The organism is Achromobacter sp. D10, assembly GCF_035282245.1.
In the GTDB taxonomy this organism is placed as follows: domain Bacteria; phylum Pseudomonadota; class Gammaproteobacteria; order Burkholderiales; family Burkholderiaceae_B; genus Achromobacter; species Achromobacter insolitus.
This window is the reverse complement of sequence record NZ_JAYJLE010000002.1, coordinates 498,956-515,512: the sequence shown is the minus strand read 5'-3', so window position 1 is coordinate 515,512 and position 16,557 is coordinate 498,956. Positions and strand designations below refer to the sequence as shown.

General features: G+C 68.1%; 14 protein-coding genes and 1 pseudogene. 4 read left to right on the top strand and 11 right to left on the bottom strand.

The window, feature by feature from the left end:
* The first annotated feature begins 16 nt into the window (after positions 1–16).
* Positions 17–325 carry a DUF1272 domain-containing protein gene (locus VCS63_RS09250; RefSeq protein ID WP_063642068.1) on the top strand — a complete coding sequence of 103 codons (309 nt, stop codon included), beginning with the start codon at positions 17–19 and terminating at the stop codon, positions 323–325.
* Here VCS63_RS09250 and ytfE read toward each other — a convergent pair.
* Entirely contained in the window at positions 322–1,002 is a 681-nt protein-coding gene (gene ytfE / locus VCS63_RS09245) for an iron-sulfur cluster repair protein YtfE (RefSeq protein WP_063642069.1), read from the bottom strand. The two genes, VCS63_RS09250 and ytfE, sit on opposite strands and share 4 nt — an antisense overlap.
* 152 nt (positions 1,003–1,154) lie before the next feature.
* Between ytfE and norR the strand changes: the two genes are divergently transcribed.
* Positions 1,155–2,684, top strand: coding sequence for a nitric oxide reductase transcriptional regulator NorR (gene norR / locus VCS63_RS09240; RefSeq protein WP_042796743.1), 1,530 nt, complete (start codon positions 1,155–1,157; stop codon positions 2,682–2,684).
* 6 nt (positions 2,685–2,690) lie between these two features.
* Here norR and VCS63_RS09235 read toward each other — a convergent pair whose 3' ends face one another.
* The 4 genes and pseudogenes from VCS63_RS09235 to VCS63_RS09220 form a co-directional block, all read right to left on the bottom strand.
* Positions 2,691–3,659 (bottom strand): tripartite tricarboxylate transporter substrate binding protein, encoded by a 969-nt coding sequence (locus tag VCS63_RS09235; RefSeq protein WP_063642070.1) that lies wholly within the window; start codon positions 3,657–3,659, stop codon positions 2,691–2,693.
* A gap of 44 nt (positions 3,660–3,703) precedes the next feature.
* Positions 3,704–4,693 (bottom strand): MDR family oxidoreductase, encoded by a 990-nt coding sequence (locus tag VCS63_RS09230; protein WP_063642330.1) that lies wholly within the window; start codon positions 4,691–4,693, stop codon positions 3,704–3,706.
* Between the two features lie 78 nt (positions 4,694–4,771).
* Positions 4,772–5,914: pseudogene (locus VCS63_RS09225) on the bottom strand (acyl-CoA dehydrogenase family protein); the annotation flags it as partial.
* Entirely contained in the window at positions 5,911–7,119 is a 1,209-nt protein-coding gene (locus VCS63_RS09220) for a CaiB/BaiF CoA transferase family protein (protein WP_063642071.1), read from the bottom strand. The gene VCS63_RS09220 and the pseudogene VCS63_RS09225, both read right to left, overlap by 4 nt.
* 156 nt (positions 7,120–7,275) lie before the next feature.
* Here VCS63_RS09220 and gcvA point away from each other — a divergent pair, with 156 nt between their 5' ends.
* Positions 7,276–8,187, top strand: a complete 912-nt coding sequence (gcvA, locus tag VCS63_RS09215; RefSeq protein ID WP_042796742.1) for a transcriptional regulator GcvA — start codon at positions 7,276–7,278, stop codon at positions 8,185–8,187.
* A 48-nt stretch (positions 8,188–8,235) separates the two neighbouring features.
* Here the strand turns inward: gcvA and VCS63_RS09210 are convergent, their stop codons facing one another.
* From VCS63_RS09210 to VCS63_RS09200, 3 genes are all read right to left on the bottom strand, one after another.
* Positions 8,236–9,483 (bottom strand): metal-dependent hydrolase family protein, encoded by a 1,248-nt coding sequence (locus tag VCS63_RS09210; protein WP_112966515.1) that lies wholly within the window; start codon positions 9,481–9,483, stop codon positions 8,236–8,238.
* 64 nt (positions 9,484–9,547) lie between these two features.
* Complete coding sequence (locus VCS63_RS09205; protein WP_042796739.1) at positions 9,548–10,042, bottom strand: hypothetical protein; 495 nt, start codon at positions 10,040–10,042, stop codon at positions 9,548–9,550.
* Entirely contained in the window at positions 10,039–11,397 is a 1,359-nt protein-coding gene (locus tag VCS63_RS09200; RefSeq protein ID WP_042796737.1) for an MFS transporter, read from the bottom strand. Before VCS63_RS09200 ends, VCS63_RS09205 begins: the two co-directional genes overlap by 4 nt.
* Positions 11,398–11,521: 124 nt before the next feature.
* Between VCS63_RS09200 and VCS63_RS09195 the strand changes: the two genes are divergently transcribed.
* Positions 11,522–12,460, top strand: coding sequence for a LysR family transcriptional regulator (locus VCS63_RS09195; RefSeq protein ID WP_112966517.1), 939 nt, complete (start codon positions 11,522–11,524; stop codon positions 12,458–12,460).
* 14 nt (positions 12,461–12,474) lie between these two features.
* Here the strand turns inward: VCS63_RS09195 and VCS63_RS09190 are convergent, their stop codons facing one another.
* The 3 genes from VCS63_RS09190 to VCS63_RS09180 are packed head-to-tail and all read right to left on the bottom strand — an operon-like array spanning position 12,475 to position 16,548.
* Positions 12,475–13,821, bottom strand: coding sequence for an alpha/beta fold hydrolase (locus VCS63_RS09190; RefSeq protein ID WP_323879401.1), 1,347 nt, complete (start codon positions 13,819–13,821; stop codon positions 12,475–12,477).
* A gap of 17 nt (positions 13,822–13,838) precedes the next feature.
* On the bottom strand, positions 13,839–14,291 hold the full coding sequence (locus VCS63_RS09185) for a VOC family protein (RefSeq protein ID WP_042796734.1): 453 nt from the start codon (positions 14,289–14,291) through the stop codon (positions 13,839–13,841).
* Between the two features lie 28 nt (positions 14,292–14,319).
* Complete coding sequence (locus tag VCS63_RS09180; protein ID WP_323879398.1) at positions 14,320–16,548, bottom strand: alpha-ketoacid dehydrogenase subunit alpha/beta; 2,229 nt, start codon at positions 16,546–16,548, stop codon at positions 14,320–14,322.
* Positions 16,549–16,557 lie beyond the last annotated feature (9 nt).

Below are 16,557 nucleotides of genomic sequence, written 5' to 3'. Positions count from 1 at the left end.
CGCCCCAGGAGGCCACATGCTTGCCTTGCGACCCAGTTGCGAACACTGTGATGCGGCGCTGCCGCCGGACTCCACCGCAGCCCGGATATGCAGTTTTGAATGCACCTTCTGCGCCGCTTGCGCCGAGGAACTGCTGGGCAATGTCTGCCCCAACTGCGGCGGCGGCTTCGCGCCGCGCCCGATCCGCCCGGCCAGCGACCGCAAGGGCGGGAATTTCCTGGGCAACTATCCCGCCAGCGCCGAGCGCAAGCACCGCCCGATCGACCTCGCCGCGCACGAGGCGCTGCGGCGCAGCCTGGACGGCGTTGCGCCAGAACGCCGCTAGCTGCGCGCGCGCGCCGCCGGACTGGCGGCGTTCTCGAACAGGATGTTGTTTTCCAGGTGGATGTGCGCCATCAGGTCCTCCTTGAAGGTACGCAGGCCCAGGTACAACGCGCGCCAGGTGTTGCAGGCGGCGCGCGGCAGCGTTATGCCATGGGTCAACGCCAGCAGCCGTTCCAGCGCCACGCCGTGATCGTCATGTTCGGCGCGCATGACCATGATGGGCATGCTGGCCATGGCCCCATGGCCGCGGGCCAGCATCGGGAACAGCACCTGTTCCTCCTTCTGCATATGGCTTTCCAGCTCCTGCTGCATCACGCGCAAGTGATCGGCCAGGCCTGTCGGGCAGTCCGGGCTGTCGGCATGCACCTGTTCCACCTTCAACGCCAGACGGATCAGTTCGGGTAGCTGCTGGCGATGCACCTCGTGATAGCGCGCCAGGATGTGGTCGACCAGTTCGGCGGCGGAGACCTGGCTCCAATCCGTTTCGTGGGACGGCGCGCGCGCCAGTTCAATCAGGCGGGCCTCGATCTGCCCCGCGTCCAGCGAACGCTGGGCCGCCGCCTCTGCCAGGCTCTTCTTGCCGCCACAGCAGAAATCCAGCTGGTACTCATGAAACACCTGGGTAGCGCCAGGGATGCTGCGGGCCAATTGCCCCAGGGATTGCTCGACCATGCTCATCGCGTCTCTCCATAGTTCGTGACGGGTACTGGAACAAACGCGAAAACCGTGCCAGGAAAAACTTGCTATTTATCAATAGATTGCAAATTAAAGGGTGAATATCACCCTGAAGAATGACGGTTCTATGCACCCCGAACGGTAAAATTCACCCCATGCAAAACCTCTTGCTGGCCGATCTGGTTGCCGACCTTCCCCCCGCAGTCCGCCTGCAGCGGCTGGTGTCCAGCTTGCGCACGCACTTCCGCTGCGGCGCGGTGGCGCTGCTGCAATTGGAAGAGGATCATCTGCGACCCATCGCGGTGGACGGACTCACCCAGGATGCGCTGGGCCGCCGCTTCGCCGTGCAACAGCATCCACGGTTGGCGGCCATCCTCGCGCGGCGCGGGGTCACGTGCTTTCACCATGACAGCACCCTGCCCGATCCCTACGACGGTCTAATCAACGGAATGGCGGGCGAGCCGCTGCCGGTGCATGACTGCATGGGCACCAGCCTGCATATCGAAGGCCGGCCATGGGGCGTGCTGACCCTGGATGCGCTGGAGGTCGGCACCTTTGACGCCGAGGCCCAGTCCGACCTGCGCGATTACATCGTGCTGCTGGAAGCCGCCTTGCGCACCACGCGCCTGGAGGCGGAAATCCGCGCGCTGCGCGTGGCGCGCGGCCCGGAACCCGCCGACAGCGCCGTCGCCGACAACAACGAGATCCTGGGGCAAAGCGAGGCCATCGGCCGTCTGCTGCACGAGATCCAGGTGGTGGCGGACTCGGAACTGCCCATCCTGCTGCTGGGCGAAACCGGCGTGGGCAAGGAACTGTTCGCGCATCGCGTGCACCGCCTTTCGCGCCGCCGCGACAAGCCGCTGGTGCATGTGAACTGCGCCGCGCTGCCCGAATCGCTGGCCGAAAGCGAATTGTTCGGCCACGCCAAGGGCGCCTTCTCGGGCGCGGTCGCCGACCGCCCGGGCCGCTTCGAGGCCGCCAACGGGGGCACGCTGTTCCTGGACGAAGTGGGTGAACTGCCGCTGCTGGTGCAGGCCAAGCTCCTGCGCACTTTGCAGAACGGTGAAATCCAGCGCCTGGGCGATGACCGTCCGCGCCGTGTGGACGTGCGCATCCTGGCCGCCACCAACCGCAGCCTGCGCGACCTTGTTCGCGCCGGCGATTTCCGCGCCGACCTCTACCACCGCCTGTCGGTCTACCCCATCCCCATCCCCCCGCTGCGCGACCGCGGCAATGATGTGCTGCTGCTGGCCGGCCGCTATCTGGAGCTGAACCGCGCACGCCTCGGCCTGCGCAGCCTGAGACTGTCGCCGGAGGCCGAGGACATGCTGCGCCGCTACCGATGGCCCGGCAATGTGCGCGAACTGGAGCACGTCATCAGCCGCGCCGCCATCAAGGCCGTCAGCCATGGCGCCAGCCGCAACGAGATCGTGACACTGGGCGCGAAACTGCTGGACCTGTCCGACGGCGACATGCCCCTGCTCTCGCCGCAGGACGATGCCGACACGCCCGCGCCCCTGGGCCAGGACCAGACGCTGCGCGAAGCGGTGGACATGTGCCAGCGCCAGGCCATCCGCCGCGCGCTGGACGCACATCAAGGCAACTGGGCCCACGCCGCGCGAGCGCTGGGCGTGGACCCCAGCAACCTGCACAAGCTGGCGCGGCGCATCGGGCTCAAGGGCTGAGGCGCCCTATTCGATCTTGATGCCCGTGTCCCGGATCAGCTTGCCCCAGCGCTGCGATTCGGCCTGCACGCGCTGCTGGAATTGCTCCGGCGAGCTGGACACGATATTGAAGCCGCCCTGCTCCATGCTGTCCCTCACCTGCGGCGTCGCCAAGGTGTCGCTCAAGGCCTGCTGCACGCGCTTGCGCACCTCGGCGGGCAGGCCGGCCGGCGCCAGCATGCCCACCCAGGAATAGGCCTCGAAGCCGGGTACCAGCGTGGCGATGGGCGGCACGTCGGGCAGCGCCGGTGCGGGCTGCGCCGTGCCGATGGCCAGCGCGTTCAGGCGCCCGCCCTGCACGAAGCCGACGATGGTCGGCAGGCTGGCGATCACCACGTCCACCTCGCCGCCCAGGACCGCGTTGAACATCGGGCCGCCGCCGCGATAAGGCACGTGCGTCAGCTTGATGTCCGTGCGCGCTGCCAGGGCCGCCAGGTTGAGATGATTCGATCCGCCCACGCCCGAGGAGCCGTAGTTCAGCTGGCCTGGATGCGCGCGCGCGTAGTCCAGGAACTGCTGCAAGGTGGTGATGCCGGTCTTCTTGGCTGTCAGCAGCACCGCAGGCATGGTGCCGATCAGGCTGATGTAGTCAAAGGACTTGATGGTGTCGTATGACAGGTTCTTATAGAGTGAGCCGTTGACCGCGTGCGAGTCGAACGCCAGCATCAGCGTGTAGCCGTCGGCTGGGGCGCGCGCGAGCTCGGCGGTGCCTATGGTGCCGGAAGCGCCGCCCTTGTTGTCCACCACCACGGTCTGGCCTAGCTTCTGCGACAGAACGGGCGCGATATTGCGCGCCACGTAGTCCACCGAACCGCCAGGCGGAAACGGCACGATCAACCGCACCGGCCTGTCCGGATACCCCTGTCCCCATGCCGCGCCGGCGGCGGCGCAAAGCGCCGCCGCAGCGATGGCGGAACGCCATCGTTGCTTCATCATGCCCAGTCTCCTTTGGTGGTGTGCGGGCCGCTATGCTGCGGCCCTTATCGGTTCACATCGACGACGATGCGGCCGCGTATCCTGCCCTCCAGCATGGGCGTCGCGGAGGCCGCGATTTCCGACAGGCCCAGCTCCCGCGTGTTGGCCTCCAGCATGCCGCGCGGCAACTCCACAGCCAGCCGGCGCCAGGCCTCGGCACGCAGCGCCATGGGCGCATAGACGCTGTCCACGCCGACCAGCGTCACTGCGCGCAGGATGAAGGGAGCCACCGTTGCCGGCAGGTCCATGCCTTGGGCCAGGCCGCAGGCCGCCACCGGCGCGCCGTAGCGCATGCCGGCCAGCACATTGGCCAGCGTGTGGCTACCGACGCAATCGACGGCCGCCGCCCACGCCTCCTTCTGCAGGGGCTTGCCGGGCGCCGACAGCGTGGAGCGATCCAGAATGCCGCTGGCGCCCAGGCCGCGCAGATAGTCGGCTTCCTGCGGACGCCCGGTGCTTGCCGTAACCGTGTAGCCCCTGCCCGCCAGCAGCGCGATGGCGACCGTGCCGACTCCGCCATTGGCGCCCGTCACCAGCACCGGCCCCGCCTCAGGCGTGGCGTTGTGCCGCTCCAGCGCCATCACGCACAACATGGCCGTGTAGCCGGCGGTGCCGATGGCCATGGCCTGGCGTGCGTCCATCCCGGCCGGCAAGGGCAGTAGCCAGTCTGCCCGCACACGCGCGGCTTGCGCCAAACCGCCCCACCGCGTTTCGCCCAGGCCCCAGCCATTGAGCAGCACCGCATCGCCCGGCTTGAAACGCGGATCGGCGCTGAGGCGCACTTTGCCGGCAAAATCGATGCCCGGCACCATGGGGAAGCTGCGCACCACCGGCGACCTGCCGGTAATCGCCAGCGCATCCTTGTAGTTCAGGGACGAATACTCCACCTCCACCAACACCTCGCCTTCCGGCAACTCGTCTTCGGCGATCTGCGCCAGGCGCGCCTGTGTGACCCCGTCTTCGCCTCGCGTCAGCTTCAATGCCTGATACGACATGCTTTCGTCCCTGTGGATGGCGGCCCCCGCCGCGATGGTTCGCGGCCCCCCGGCAAAGCGCTGGGCCAGTCCGGCCGCGATGCGCTCATTCATCATTTCAGTGGTGCCATCGGCGAAGCACAGCGCCTTGGCCGCGAGCAGCCGCCGCGCCATGCCTTGGGCCGGCAACAGGCCGCTGGCGCCCAGGACCTGCACGCAGGCGGAAATGGCGTCCAGGCACTCCTCACCCGCGTACTTCTTGGCCATGGCCGCGGCCGGTACAGCTTCGTCCGAACCGGCATCGATCAGGCCCGCGGCGCGGTCCGTGAGCATGCGCAGGATCTGCAGCCGCATCGACACGTCGGCCAGCGACCAGCGCAAGCCTTGCTGCTCCATGATGGGACGGCCGAAAGCCTGCCGCGTCGAGGCGTGGCGCACCGCCTGCCGCAGCGCGCTGTCGAGCAGGCCCGCGGCCATCGCGGCGATGTGCGTGCGCGCCTTGTTCACACCGGCCAGGGCCATCTGGAAGCCCTGGCCTGGCGGGTACAGCACGTCGCTATCCTCGGCCGCGTAGCCGTTCAGGCGAATGCCGGCGATGCCGGCCGCGCCCAGCCCTTCCAGCGGCGCGCCTGTCACGCGCTCGCATTGCGGCGCGCGCAGGTCGACGATGAAGCAGGCGATGCCGGCCGGCCCCCGCGCCGCATCGGTCTGCGCGAACACCAGCGCCAGTTCCCCGCCCGCGGCGTTGGCCACCCAGGCTTTCTCGCCATCCAGGATGAAGCCCCCGCCATCGCGGGGCCGCGCCAGGGTGGAGATGGAAGCGAAATCGCTGCCCGCGCGCGGCTCCGACATGGCGGTGCCACCGACGAGATCGCCGGCCAGCAATCCGGGCAGGTAGCGCTCGCGGGCGGCGGCGCTACCGTGTTCCGCGATGCGCAAGGCCACGTTGTGCTGATTGATGAAGGCGAAGGCAAACGCGAAATCCGTGGCGGCCAGCGTCTCCGCCGCCCGGGCCCGCATGTAGTACGGCAAGCCCAATCCCCCGCAATCCGCCGGGATTTCTATACCCGCATAGCCCAGCCGGCAGGCCTCGCGGATCTGGGCGCCGGCCCAGGCCTGGTCGCCGCAGCCCGCCGCCGCCAGTGGCGCCACCGCCTCCTGCGCAAACGCCGCCAGGCCGTGCAGCAGCCCGCGCTCGCCCTCGTTCAAGCCCAGGTCGCGATCGTCCGCCGCCGCGCTCATTGCATGGCTCCCGCCGCCGCGCCGGTGCGGATGACGCCCGCCGCCTCCAGGGCGGCCAGGCTGGCGTCGTCGTAGCCGGCCATGGCGCGCAACAGCGCCGCCGTGTCCTGCCCCAACGCGGGCGGGTAGTCCAGACGCGGCTGCCCGGCGAACTTGAAGGGATTGCCCAACATGCGCACGGTCTCGCCATCCCGTGGCCTGGCCACCTCTTCCACCATGCCGCGCGACGCCGCCAGCGGATGGGCCAGCGCTTCATCCACGCCCAGCACCAGCGCGGCGGGCACGCGCCGCGCCTCGAAGATGTCCAGCCATTGCTGCGCGCTGCGCGCGCCGATGGCACCCGACAAAGCCTCGGTCAGCGCGTCCACGTTGGCCACGCGCGCCGCGGGCGTGGCATAGCGCGGGTCGGCGGCGAGTTCGGGGAGCCCGATGGCGCCACACAAGGCCTGCCAAAATGCCTCGCCCGTGGGCGCCAGCGCGATCCACCGTCCGTCCGAGGTGCGATAGATGTCGCTGGGCGCGATCATTCCGTGGCGCGCGCCCGCCGCGCGCGGCACGTGCCCGCCTTGCAGATAGCCCTGGGCCTGCCACGTCAGCATCGCCATCTGCGCGTCGAACAGCGACACCTGCACAGCCTCGCCCGCGCCGCTGGCCTGCGCCTGTGCCAAGCCGGCCGCCACGCCCAGCGCGAGGTACAGCCCGCCCGCCAGGTCCGCCACCTGATAACCCACGCGCACCGGCTTGCCGCCCGCCTCCCCCGTGATGCTCATCAGCCCGGACATGGCCTGCAGCATCAGGTCAAATGCGGGCGCGCCCGCATAGGGCCCGCGGTCGTCCAGACCGATCAACTGGCCGACCACAATGCGCGGATTGATCGCGGCCAGGGTCGCGTGGTCCAGCCCCAGCCGAGCCGGAACGTCCGAGGCGAAACCGTAGATCACCGCGTCCGCCTCGCGCACCAGATCCTGGAACGCCTGCCGGCCCAGCGGATGCTTCAGGTCCAGCGCCACGCTGCGCTTGCCCCGGTTTACCGACAGGAAGAACGGCGAATCCTGCGTTTCGGTGACCGGAGGCACCGAGCGCGCGTAGTCGCCGCTGACGGGCTCCACCTTGATGACCTCGGCGCCCAATTGCGCCAGCAACTGGCCGGCGAATGGTCCGCCCAGCACCCACGTCAGATCCAGTATGACCTTGCCCTGCAGCATGCCCGCTCCCTTACGGTGAGTTAAATTCACAGCGTTCCCGGGCGCGACATCCATTGCCGCGTTTTTCCGGCCTGCAACCATGCGGCGTATTCCAGCACGGGAGCGGGCGCCGGGGCCAGGCATCATTTCTCGCGACTGTTGTGAGGTAATTTCACAATGAAACCCAGACTGCCGCCCTTGACCTCCATCCGCGCCTTTGAATCCGCGGGCCGTCAGCTGAGCTTCACGCAAGCCGCCGACGAGCTCTCCGTCACGCATGGCGCAATAAGCCATCAGATCAAGGCGCTGGAAGATTGGCTGGGCGTGAAGCTGTTTCGCCGCCTGGGGAAGAAGATCGAGCTGACCGACCAGGGGCGTCTCTATCTGGACACCATCAGCCCCGCACTGAACGCGATCGCATCGGCCTCCCGAAGCCTGCGCACACGCGAAGTGCTGCGCGTGAACGCGCTGCCCACATTCACCATGCGCTGGCTGTTTCCTCGGCTGGCGCGCTTTCGCGAGCATTACCCCGAAGTGGAGGTGGAAATCTCCACCGGGCTGGAGCCCTACAGCCGCCTGCCCTCGAACCTGGACGTGGTGATCCGGCGCGAGGCCGAACCCGTGCCCGGCCTCTACAAGCGCCGCGTGCTGAACGAGAGTTTCTTTCCTGTGTGCGCCCCCGGCCTGCTGCAGCGGCTGCCGCTGGAACGCATCACCGACCTGTCGCGCCACACCTTCCTGCATTGCCGCGCGCGGCGCAGCGCCTGGAACGACTGGCTGGCCAGCGTGCAGCACAGCCGCGTCGTGCCGGCCGAATCGCTGGAGCTGGAACACCTGTATTTCGCATTGCAGGCCGCGCTTGACGGGCTGGGCATGACCATCGGCTATTCCTCGCTGGTGGCCAGCGACATCGAGGACGGAAGGCTGCTGGCGCCGTTCGGCCCGCTGACCGTGCAGTCGCCCGGCTACTTCCTCATCATCCGCGAGGACCGGCGCCACGATCCGTTGCTGAAGACCTTCTGCGACTGGCTGATGGTCGAAGGCGAGCGCTTCAACAAGCACATGGAAACGCTGGTGCCCGGAGGCTGAAGTCCGCCGCCCTGCCCGCCGCCGCGGCGCAGGGCGTTGCGGCAGACCTCAAACCGCGAGTTCGTCGAACTGTACTTTGCCGCCCTGCATCACCAGCGGAATATGCTCGCCCTGGCCCAGCAGGCAAGACAGGTCGCGCAGGGGGTTGCCGTCCACCACCAGCATGTCGGCGAACGCGCCCGGCGCGATGCGGCCCAGCTTGTCCTGCATGCCCAGCACCTCGGCTCCCACCAGCGTGGCGCTGGCGATCACGGCCTGCGGTCCCAGCACCTCGGCGCGCAGGCGGAACTCGTCGCTCTGCAGTCGGTGCGACGGCCCCAGCAGGTCCGTGCCGAAGCCCATGGAGACGCCCGCGTCGCGGTAGATTTCCAACGAGCGCAGGCCGGCGTTGCGCACCTGCGCGATCTTGGCCACGCTGTCCGCGGGCAGGCCGAGATCCGCGCCTTCCGTGGCCAGCGCCTCGTAGGTCACGAGCGTAGGCACCACGTAGGCCCCGCTATCCGCCATCAGCCGCGCGGCCTCGGCGTCGACCAGATTGCCGTGCTCGATGGTGCGCACGCCGCAGCGCACGGCCCGCGCAATCGCGTCCGCGGTGTAGGCGTGGGCCAGCACGTAGGTTTGACGCGCGCGGGCCTCGGCCACGATCGCGCGGATCTCGTCTTCCGAATAGCCCCAGGCGCCCACCGGATCGGTCGGGGAAGCCACGCCGCCCGATGCCATGATCTTGATCTGGTCCGCGCCCATCTGCAGCTCCTGGCGCACCGCGCGGCGCACCTCGTCCACGCCGTCGGCCACGCGCGCCAAAGCTCCGACCCGCACGCAACAGGGGCAAGGTGAATCGCCCGGCATGAAGTCGGTGCGTGCGCGCCCGTCGCCATGGCCGCCCGTCTGGCTCAAGGCCCGGCCGGACACGAACAGGCGCGGCCCCTGCACCAGGCCCTGCTCCACTGCCTGCTTGAAGGCATGACCCGCGCCGCCGGCGTCGCGCACCGTGGTGAAGCCGCGCCGCAGCATGTCGCGCAGTATGGGCGCGGAGCGGAACGTCACCAGCACATTGGGCATCGCCATTTGTTGCGGCAGATTGAGCTGCACCGCGATTACGTGCACGTGCAGGTCGATCAGGCCGGGCATCAGCGTCTTGCCCTTCAGGTCGATGACGCGCGCCCGCGCCGCGGACAAGGGCCGGTCCGAGACTTCCTTGACCAGGCCGCCCTCGACCAGCACGTCGTGGCCTTCCAGCAGCTCGGACCGGGCCGGATCCAGCAGCGCGGCGTTCTTGAACAATATGCTTTCCATGATGCTCCCTTGGTTCGGATGATGAATGCGTGTAGAAGTCCTGGCCGGCGTTGCGGCGGCCGCGTCAGGCGCAGCACAGCGCCGGCAGCACCAGCTGGGCATAGGGGCGGCACGCGGCCGCGTCTTCCGCCCCGTACCAGTGCGCGGCGTGCAGCAGGTTCAGCGAGCCCACGGTGCGGCCGCGCCAGCGTATCGGCATGTTCAGCACGCTCTGGCAATCCAGCGATGCGATCAGCGCATGGTCGGAAAAGACCGCCTGCAGATCGGCGGGCGTGCGGCCGATATAGGGCTCGCCCCGGTCCAGCACAGTTTCGGTCCAAAGCCCCGGAGCCAGCGTCTTGCTGCCGCCGGCGGGATAGGCCTCGGGCAAATTCGAGTACAGCCGTGTCGCCACGCCGGTGCGCGGATCGTAGGAGAGGATGGTGAACAGGCGGTGGCCGATGGCGGCGGCCAGGGCCTGGTCCACCGCCGCGTACACCGCCTGCGGCTGGGCGACCTCGGCATGCGCGCGCGCCAGGGCGTCCAGTGTCGGAATCACGCCCGCGCGGGTGCCGCTCATTTCACGCCTCCGGCCGCGATTTCCTCCAACGAGCGTCCGCGCGTGGGCACGCCCATCAACACCACCACCAGCGCGCCCAGCAGCAGGGTCACCGTGGTGGTTCCAAACACGCCCAGGAAGCCGAAGTTCGGGTACAGATACCCCACCAGGATGGGCGAGACGATGGCTCCTACCCGACCGATGGCGGACGCCAGCCCCGCGCCGGTGGTCCGCACCGCCGTGGGAAACACTTCCGCGGTGTAGGCGTACACGCCCGCATAGGTGCCGTTCATAAAGAACGACATAAGCACGCCGGCCAGCATGATCTGCCCGTCGCTGTGCGACAGCGCCAGGCCCAGCGCGCTGGCACCGCCCAGCAGCATGTAGCTGGCGATGGTGGCCTGTCGGCCGATCTTCTCGTTGAGCCAGGCGGCGCTGAAATAGCCCGGCACCTGCGCGCAATACATGGCCAGCGAATACGAAAAGCTCTTGGTGATGCTCATCCCGCTCTCGACCAGCAGGCCGGGAATCCAGACGAAGAACGAGTAGTAGCTGAACGTGATGGACAGCCACATGATCCAGGTCATGAAAGTGATGCGGGCCTGCCGGCCGGTGACCAGCAGCGCGAAGTTCTCGCGCAGGCTGCCGCCGCCGCGCGCGGGCTCGGCCGGCTCGGGCCGTGGCTCGGCCAGCGCGTGGCCGCGCCGCGTGAAGTCGGCCTCGATGCGGTCCAGGATGACGCCGGCCTCCTGTTCGCGGCCCCGGCTTTCCAGCCAGCGCGGCGACTCGGGCAGCGCCCGCCGCCACCACAGCAGCATCACGACGGGCAACGCCGTGATCACCAGCACAATGCGCCAGCCGCTGGCGTGCGCCGGCACGATGAAATAGCCCAGCAACGCGGCCGCCACGAAGCCGAACGAGAAGAAGCCCGCCAGCGCCCCGGTGAAGCTGCCGCGAAAGCGCCGCGCCACGAATTCCGCAAGATAAGGCGCGATGATCGCGCTCTCGGCGCCCGTGCCCATGCCCGCGACCACCCGCGCCACAAAGAACGGCGGCCAGCTGTCCACCCAGGCGCTCACCAGCGACGCCACGCAATACAGCGCCAGCGCCCACATCATCACCGCGCGCCGGCCGATCAGGTCGCCCAGCGTGCCTGCCAGCAGCGCGCCGAAGAAGAAGCCGATGAAAGTGCTGCTGCCCAGCAGGCCGATCTGCACGCTGCTCAAGCCCCACTCCGTGCGCAGCACCGGCAGGATGAACGCCAGCACGGCGGCGTCCATGGCGTCGAACATATAACCCAGGCCGCCCATCAGCAGCAGGTGTTTATGAAAACGTGCGAAAGGCAGGCGCTCAATCCGCGCCGAGATCATGGACATGCGATTCCCCTGTAGCCGACGGTTCGGACCGTACTTGATGAGAAAGCGCATGATAGGCACGCGTGATTTCATGAATCCAATTTATAGTAATGATGCCCTCTATCATTGATGTGAATATCCTTCCATGACCTTCCGCACCCTGGACCTGAACCTGCTCAAGGTCTTCGAAGCCCTGATGACCGAGGGCAGTGTCACGCGCGCGGCCAATGCGCTGTTCATGACCCAGCCCGCCGTCAGCAATGCGCTGGCCCGTCTGCGCGAAAGCCTGGGCGACCCGCTGTTCGTGCGTGCCGGCAACGGTGTCATGCCGACCCAGCGCGCGGCCGTGCTGTGGAACGAGCTGGCCGAGGCGCTGGACCGCATGCGCAGCGCGCTCGACCCTGACGCCTTCGACCCGGCGCGCGCCAAGGTCGAGTTCAGTCTGTCCATGTCGGATTACACGGCGGGCATCGTCATGCCCCCGCTATGCGGCCTGCTGGCGCGCGCGGCGCCCCAGGCGCGCGTGCGCACCCTGCCCAACAATGTGGTGGATATTCCCGATCAGCTGGAAGACAACCGCGCCGACTGCGTGCTCAGCGCCTACATCAACGAAGCCCAGTACCCGGGCCACATCCGCTCGCGTTCGCTGTGGCTGGTGGAGTACGCCTGCTTCATGCGCCGCGACCATCCGCTGGCCTCCATGAAACGCCTGAGCACGCGGGCCTTTCTCTCGGCCCGCCACGTGGACGTGAGCCTGGGCGGGCAGACGCCGCCCTCGTATGACGTGTACCTGTCGGCGCGCGGCCTGTCGCGCGACGTGGCGGCCCTGGTCAACCACTACAACGTGGCCTACGAAATGCTGCGCCATACCGACATGATCGCGGTGTTGCCGCGCCATCTTGGCGCGCTGACACCGCATGCGCCCTATCTGCACGCCATGGCGCTGCCCATGCTCGCGCCGCCCCGCACCATCACACTGTTCTGGCACCAGCGCAACGACACGGTGCCGGCGCAGCGCTGGCTGCGCCAGACCCTGGTGGACTTGTTCGCCAGCGGCGAGAACACGGCGACGCCGGTCCCCTGAACGCTGGCGGCCGCTCAGCGCGCCGCTGCCAGCGCGTCCAGCACAATATCCGCCACCAGCTTCGCCGCTTCCCATTGCGGCATGTGGCCCGCGTCCGGCAGCAGATGCAGCGCGGTGCGGGGCGGCGCGTTCAGGGCGTGGCGCCACGGGATGACAGCGTCGCGCCGCCCATGGATCAGCGTGCAGCGGCACGCGAGATGGTTCAGGTCCTCGACGATGCTCAGCTGCTGCACACCGTCCCAGCTCGCTTCCCTGCACAACTCGATCAGGGGTTCGCGCCGCGCCTGGGTGCTTTGCCGCAAGGCATCGATGAAATTACCCGACGGCGTCATGCCCGAAACAGTGAGCTTTTGCAGTTCACGCTGCGCCGCCTCGTTAGTACCGGCATACGCCATGCCCGTAAGAAAGCTCTGGTTTATCTCCGTGCCCAATCCGACCGGCGCGATGAGGATCAGGCCGTCCACCGCCATGCCGGGCCGGGACGCGGCGCGTGCTGCCACGGCAGCGCCGAATGAATGGCCGATCAGGGTCACGGGTCCGCCGCACTGGGACGCGACGGTATCGACCACAGCGTCGACGACCTGTTCGAAGCGTGTCGCCTGCGAGCGCGTCGCGCCATGGCAAGGCAGATCCATCGCCAGCACACGCAGCCCCGCACGGCTGAGCGCATGCGCCAGGCTGGCCCAGGCGTCGCGGTCGCCGAACATGCCGTGTATGAGCACGGCGGTCTGGCTGTCCGGGCTGCTTGCCTCCCAGACCGTGAACCGGACGTCGCCATGGGGGGTTGTCGCCCAGCCCTCGCGCTTGTCGCCCTGCGCTCCCCGCAACTGCATGCGATCCTGCCCGCTTGTGCCCGCCTGACCGAGGTCGGCCACGGTCACGCGGCCATTGGGGCCCGACCCCTCCACCCCATCCAGCGCGATACCGCGCTCGGCCGCGACGCGCCGGGCGGCGGGGGTGGAGAACTTGCGCACGCCCGACGGTAAAGCATGCGCCGGCTGGACCGGCCGGACCGGCTGCGCCGCCGCGGGCGCGGGGGTCGGCGAGGCCGGCGGCACCTGCGTGCCACTGGGAGGGGCCGATGCGGACTGCGGCTGCGACTTGGGCGGCGCCTCCCCCTCCATCTGGATTCTCGCGATTACCGTGTCCGCGTTGACTATGCCGTCCACGGCGACCAGGTGTTCCACCATGATCCCGTCATCATGCGCCGGCACCTCGATGATGGACTTGTCCGTTTCAATCTCGACCAGCACATCGCCCGTCTTAAAGGCCTGGCCAGGCGCCACGATCCAGGCGACCAGGCGGGCGGCGTCCAGGGCTTCGCCCGTCGGCGGGACGACCATATCCAGCGTTCTCGTCATGCTCGTTCCTTCAAAGGTCAGGCCGCCGGGCTCATGAACTGGATGAACTCCGTGATGGCCCCTTCGGGCTCCATCAGATAGAACACCTTGGTGCGTCCCTGCCGCATGACCCGCGGCGACGATACGCTTTCATAGCCCGCCTGCGTCGCCTGCTCATATACGGCGTCCACGTCCTCCACTTCGAAAGCCATATGGCTGTAGCCGAAGTCACATTGGCGGCGCGGCTGCTTGTCGCCGTCCGGCGTGTAGTACTTGAACAGCTCGACCCGGTGCCCGCCATGGCGCAGCATGGCCCAGCGTATGGTCGCGCCCGGCAGGCCGACCACTTCGCCCAGCGCGGGTTCGGAGCGATGGTCCATTTCGCCCTCCAGCTCGAAGCCCAGAAAGCCGGTGTAGAAGTTCCGCGCGCGCTCGAAATCGTTGACGCATACGGCGGTGTGGTGGGTAGCGAGCAGTTTGTCTTTCAGCATTGGTCTCTCCCAGGCTCGGGCGCCTGCATCAGCGGGATCCGCCGCGGCGGCTGTCCATGGTTTTCAGGGCCGTTTCCACGGCTTGAGCGTCCGCCAGCGCCGCGCGCTCCAGCACCTTGGACACCACCGGCGAGGAGTTGGCGCCCGTGACATGCACGATCTCGTGGTCCAGCCAGTCGAACAACCGGGACTGGGCCTCGCTCGCCACTCGCGAGCCGATCGAGGTGCCACGGGTGGTCTGCTCGACGATCATCAGCGCCTGCGTGCGCTTGACGCCAGCCCCGATGGTTTCCCAATCGATGCCCAGCGGGTCCAGCGTGCGCAGGTCTATCACCTGGGCGTCTACGCCCGTCCGCTCCGCCGCCTGGCAGCAGACCTCGACCATGACGCCGTAGGTCAGGATGGTGCAGCGCGCGCCCTCGCGCGCCACTCGGGCGCGGCCGATGGGCACGATGTAGTCCCAGGTCTCGGCCGGCACCTTGTCCACTTTCTTGAACAGTTCGTTGTATTCCACCATCAGCACCGGATCGTCGCAGCGCAGCGCCGCATTGAGCAGCCCGATGTAGTCATAAGGCCGCGACGGCGCCAGGATGCGCCATCCGGGGTACTGGGCGAACAGGCCGCTGGCGTCCATGGAATGCTGCGACCCATAGCCTGTGCCCGCGGTGACCCGGCTGCGCACCAGCACTGGCACCGCGAACTTGCCACCGAACATGTGGCGCACCTTGGCAATCTGATTGAACAGCTGATCCGCCGCCACCAGCGCAAAGTCCGGATACATGATCTCCACCACCGGGCGCATGCCATTGAGCGCCGCGCCCAACGCCAGGCCGGTAAAACCGTTCTCGCAGATGGGCGTGCCGATGAGGCGCTGCGGGAAATGATCGCCGATGTCCTTGGTGGCGCCGGCCGTTCCGCCCTTCAGGCGATGCACGTCCTCGCCCAGGATGAAGATACCGTCATCGCGCTGCATGTTCAGCAACATGGCGCGCGAAATCACGTCCTGGAACTTGGCGTCCACCAGGGCTGCCGGCGCCTGCTCCTCCAGCTCCACGGCGCGCTGGCCGGCAAGCTCGCGCAGATCGCCACGAATGCCGCTGTCCACGCTGGCCGGGTCTGGCCACAGCTCGGACCGGATGCGCTGCGCGGCCTCGTCGCCGTAGTTTTCAAGCAGCCGTTCCAGCGCGCCGTCTATCAGTTCGTCGGCGCGGCGCTCCAGGCGGCTGATGCCGGCGTCGTCGATCAGGCCCAGCGATTTCAGCTGCGCGGGAAAGGCCAGGATGGGGTCGCGCGCCCCCCAGGCCTCTTCCTCTTCCTTGTCGCGGTAGCGGAAGGCGCTGCCCTTCAGGGCGCCCGACTGGTGCAGATAACGGTACGTCTGCGCCTCCAGCAGCACCGGCCCGCCCTCGCGGCGGATGATGGCACGGGCCTCCTGCATGGCCAGCCGCGCGGCCACGACGTCCATGCCGTCGAACTCGATGGCCGGCACGCCCAGGGACAGGCCGCGCGCCGACAGACGGGTCTCGCGGGTCTGCTCCGAAACGTGGGTCGAGACCGCGTACAGATTGTTTTCCACGAAGAAAATGGTGGGGGTGCTGTAGAGCGCCGCCAGGTTCATGGCCTCGTACGCGGCGCCGCTCTGCATGGCCCCGTCGCCGAAGAAGGCCACGGACACGTGGTCGCGCCCCCGCAGCTTGTCGGCGAAGGCGTAACCCACCGCATGCGAGGGATTGCCGCCCACAATGGCGTTGGAGCCATAGATGCCCGCCTCCGGATAGCGCAAGTGCATGGACCCGCCGCGGCCGCCGCAATAGCCTGGCGTGAGGCCCAGGATTTCGGCATAGGTCCGGTAGACCACATCGCGGTGCGAGTCCAGGGTTTGCGATTCCAACGGCGCATAATCCGCCGGCGTGGCGTGGTTCAGCGCCTTGGCAAGGAATTGGTGGTGCATGCGGTGGGTGCCGTTGATCTTGTCAGCCGACTCCAGTACCGACATGGCGCCCACGGCCGCGCCGTCCTGGCCGATGCTGGAGTGCGCCGGCCCATGCAGAATGCCGGCAACACTCAACTTCAGCAGCTTCTCCTCGAAGCGGCGGATCACGATCAACTGCTCCAGCATGCGGACCATTGCGCGCGGCTCGATGGCCCCCGCATCGGCGGCGCTGGGGGCAAGCCTCCACCACGGCGTTTCGGTATGCAGGGCGGCCAGCCGCGAGGTCTTCGCGGCAGGCGCCGCGCCTTCATTGATATGCTTCATCGGGCTTCC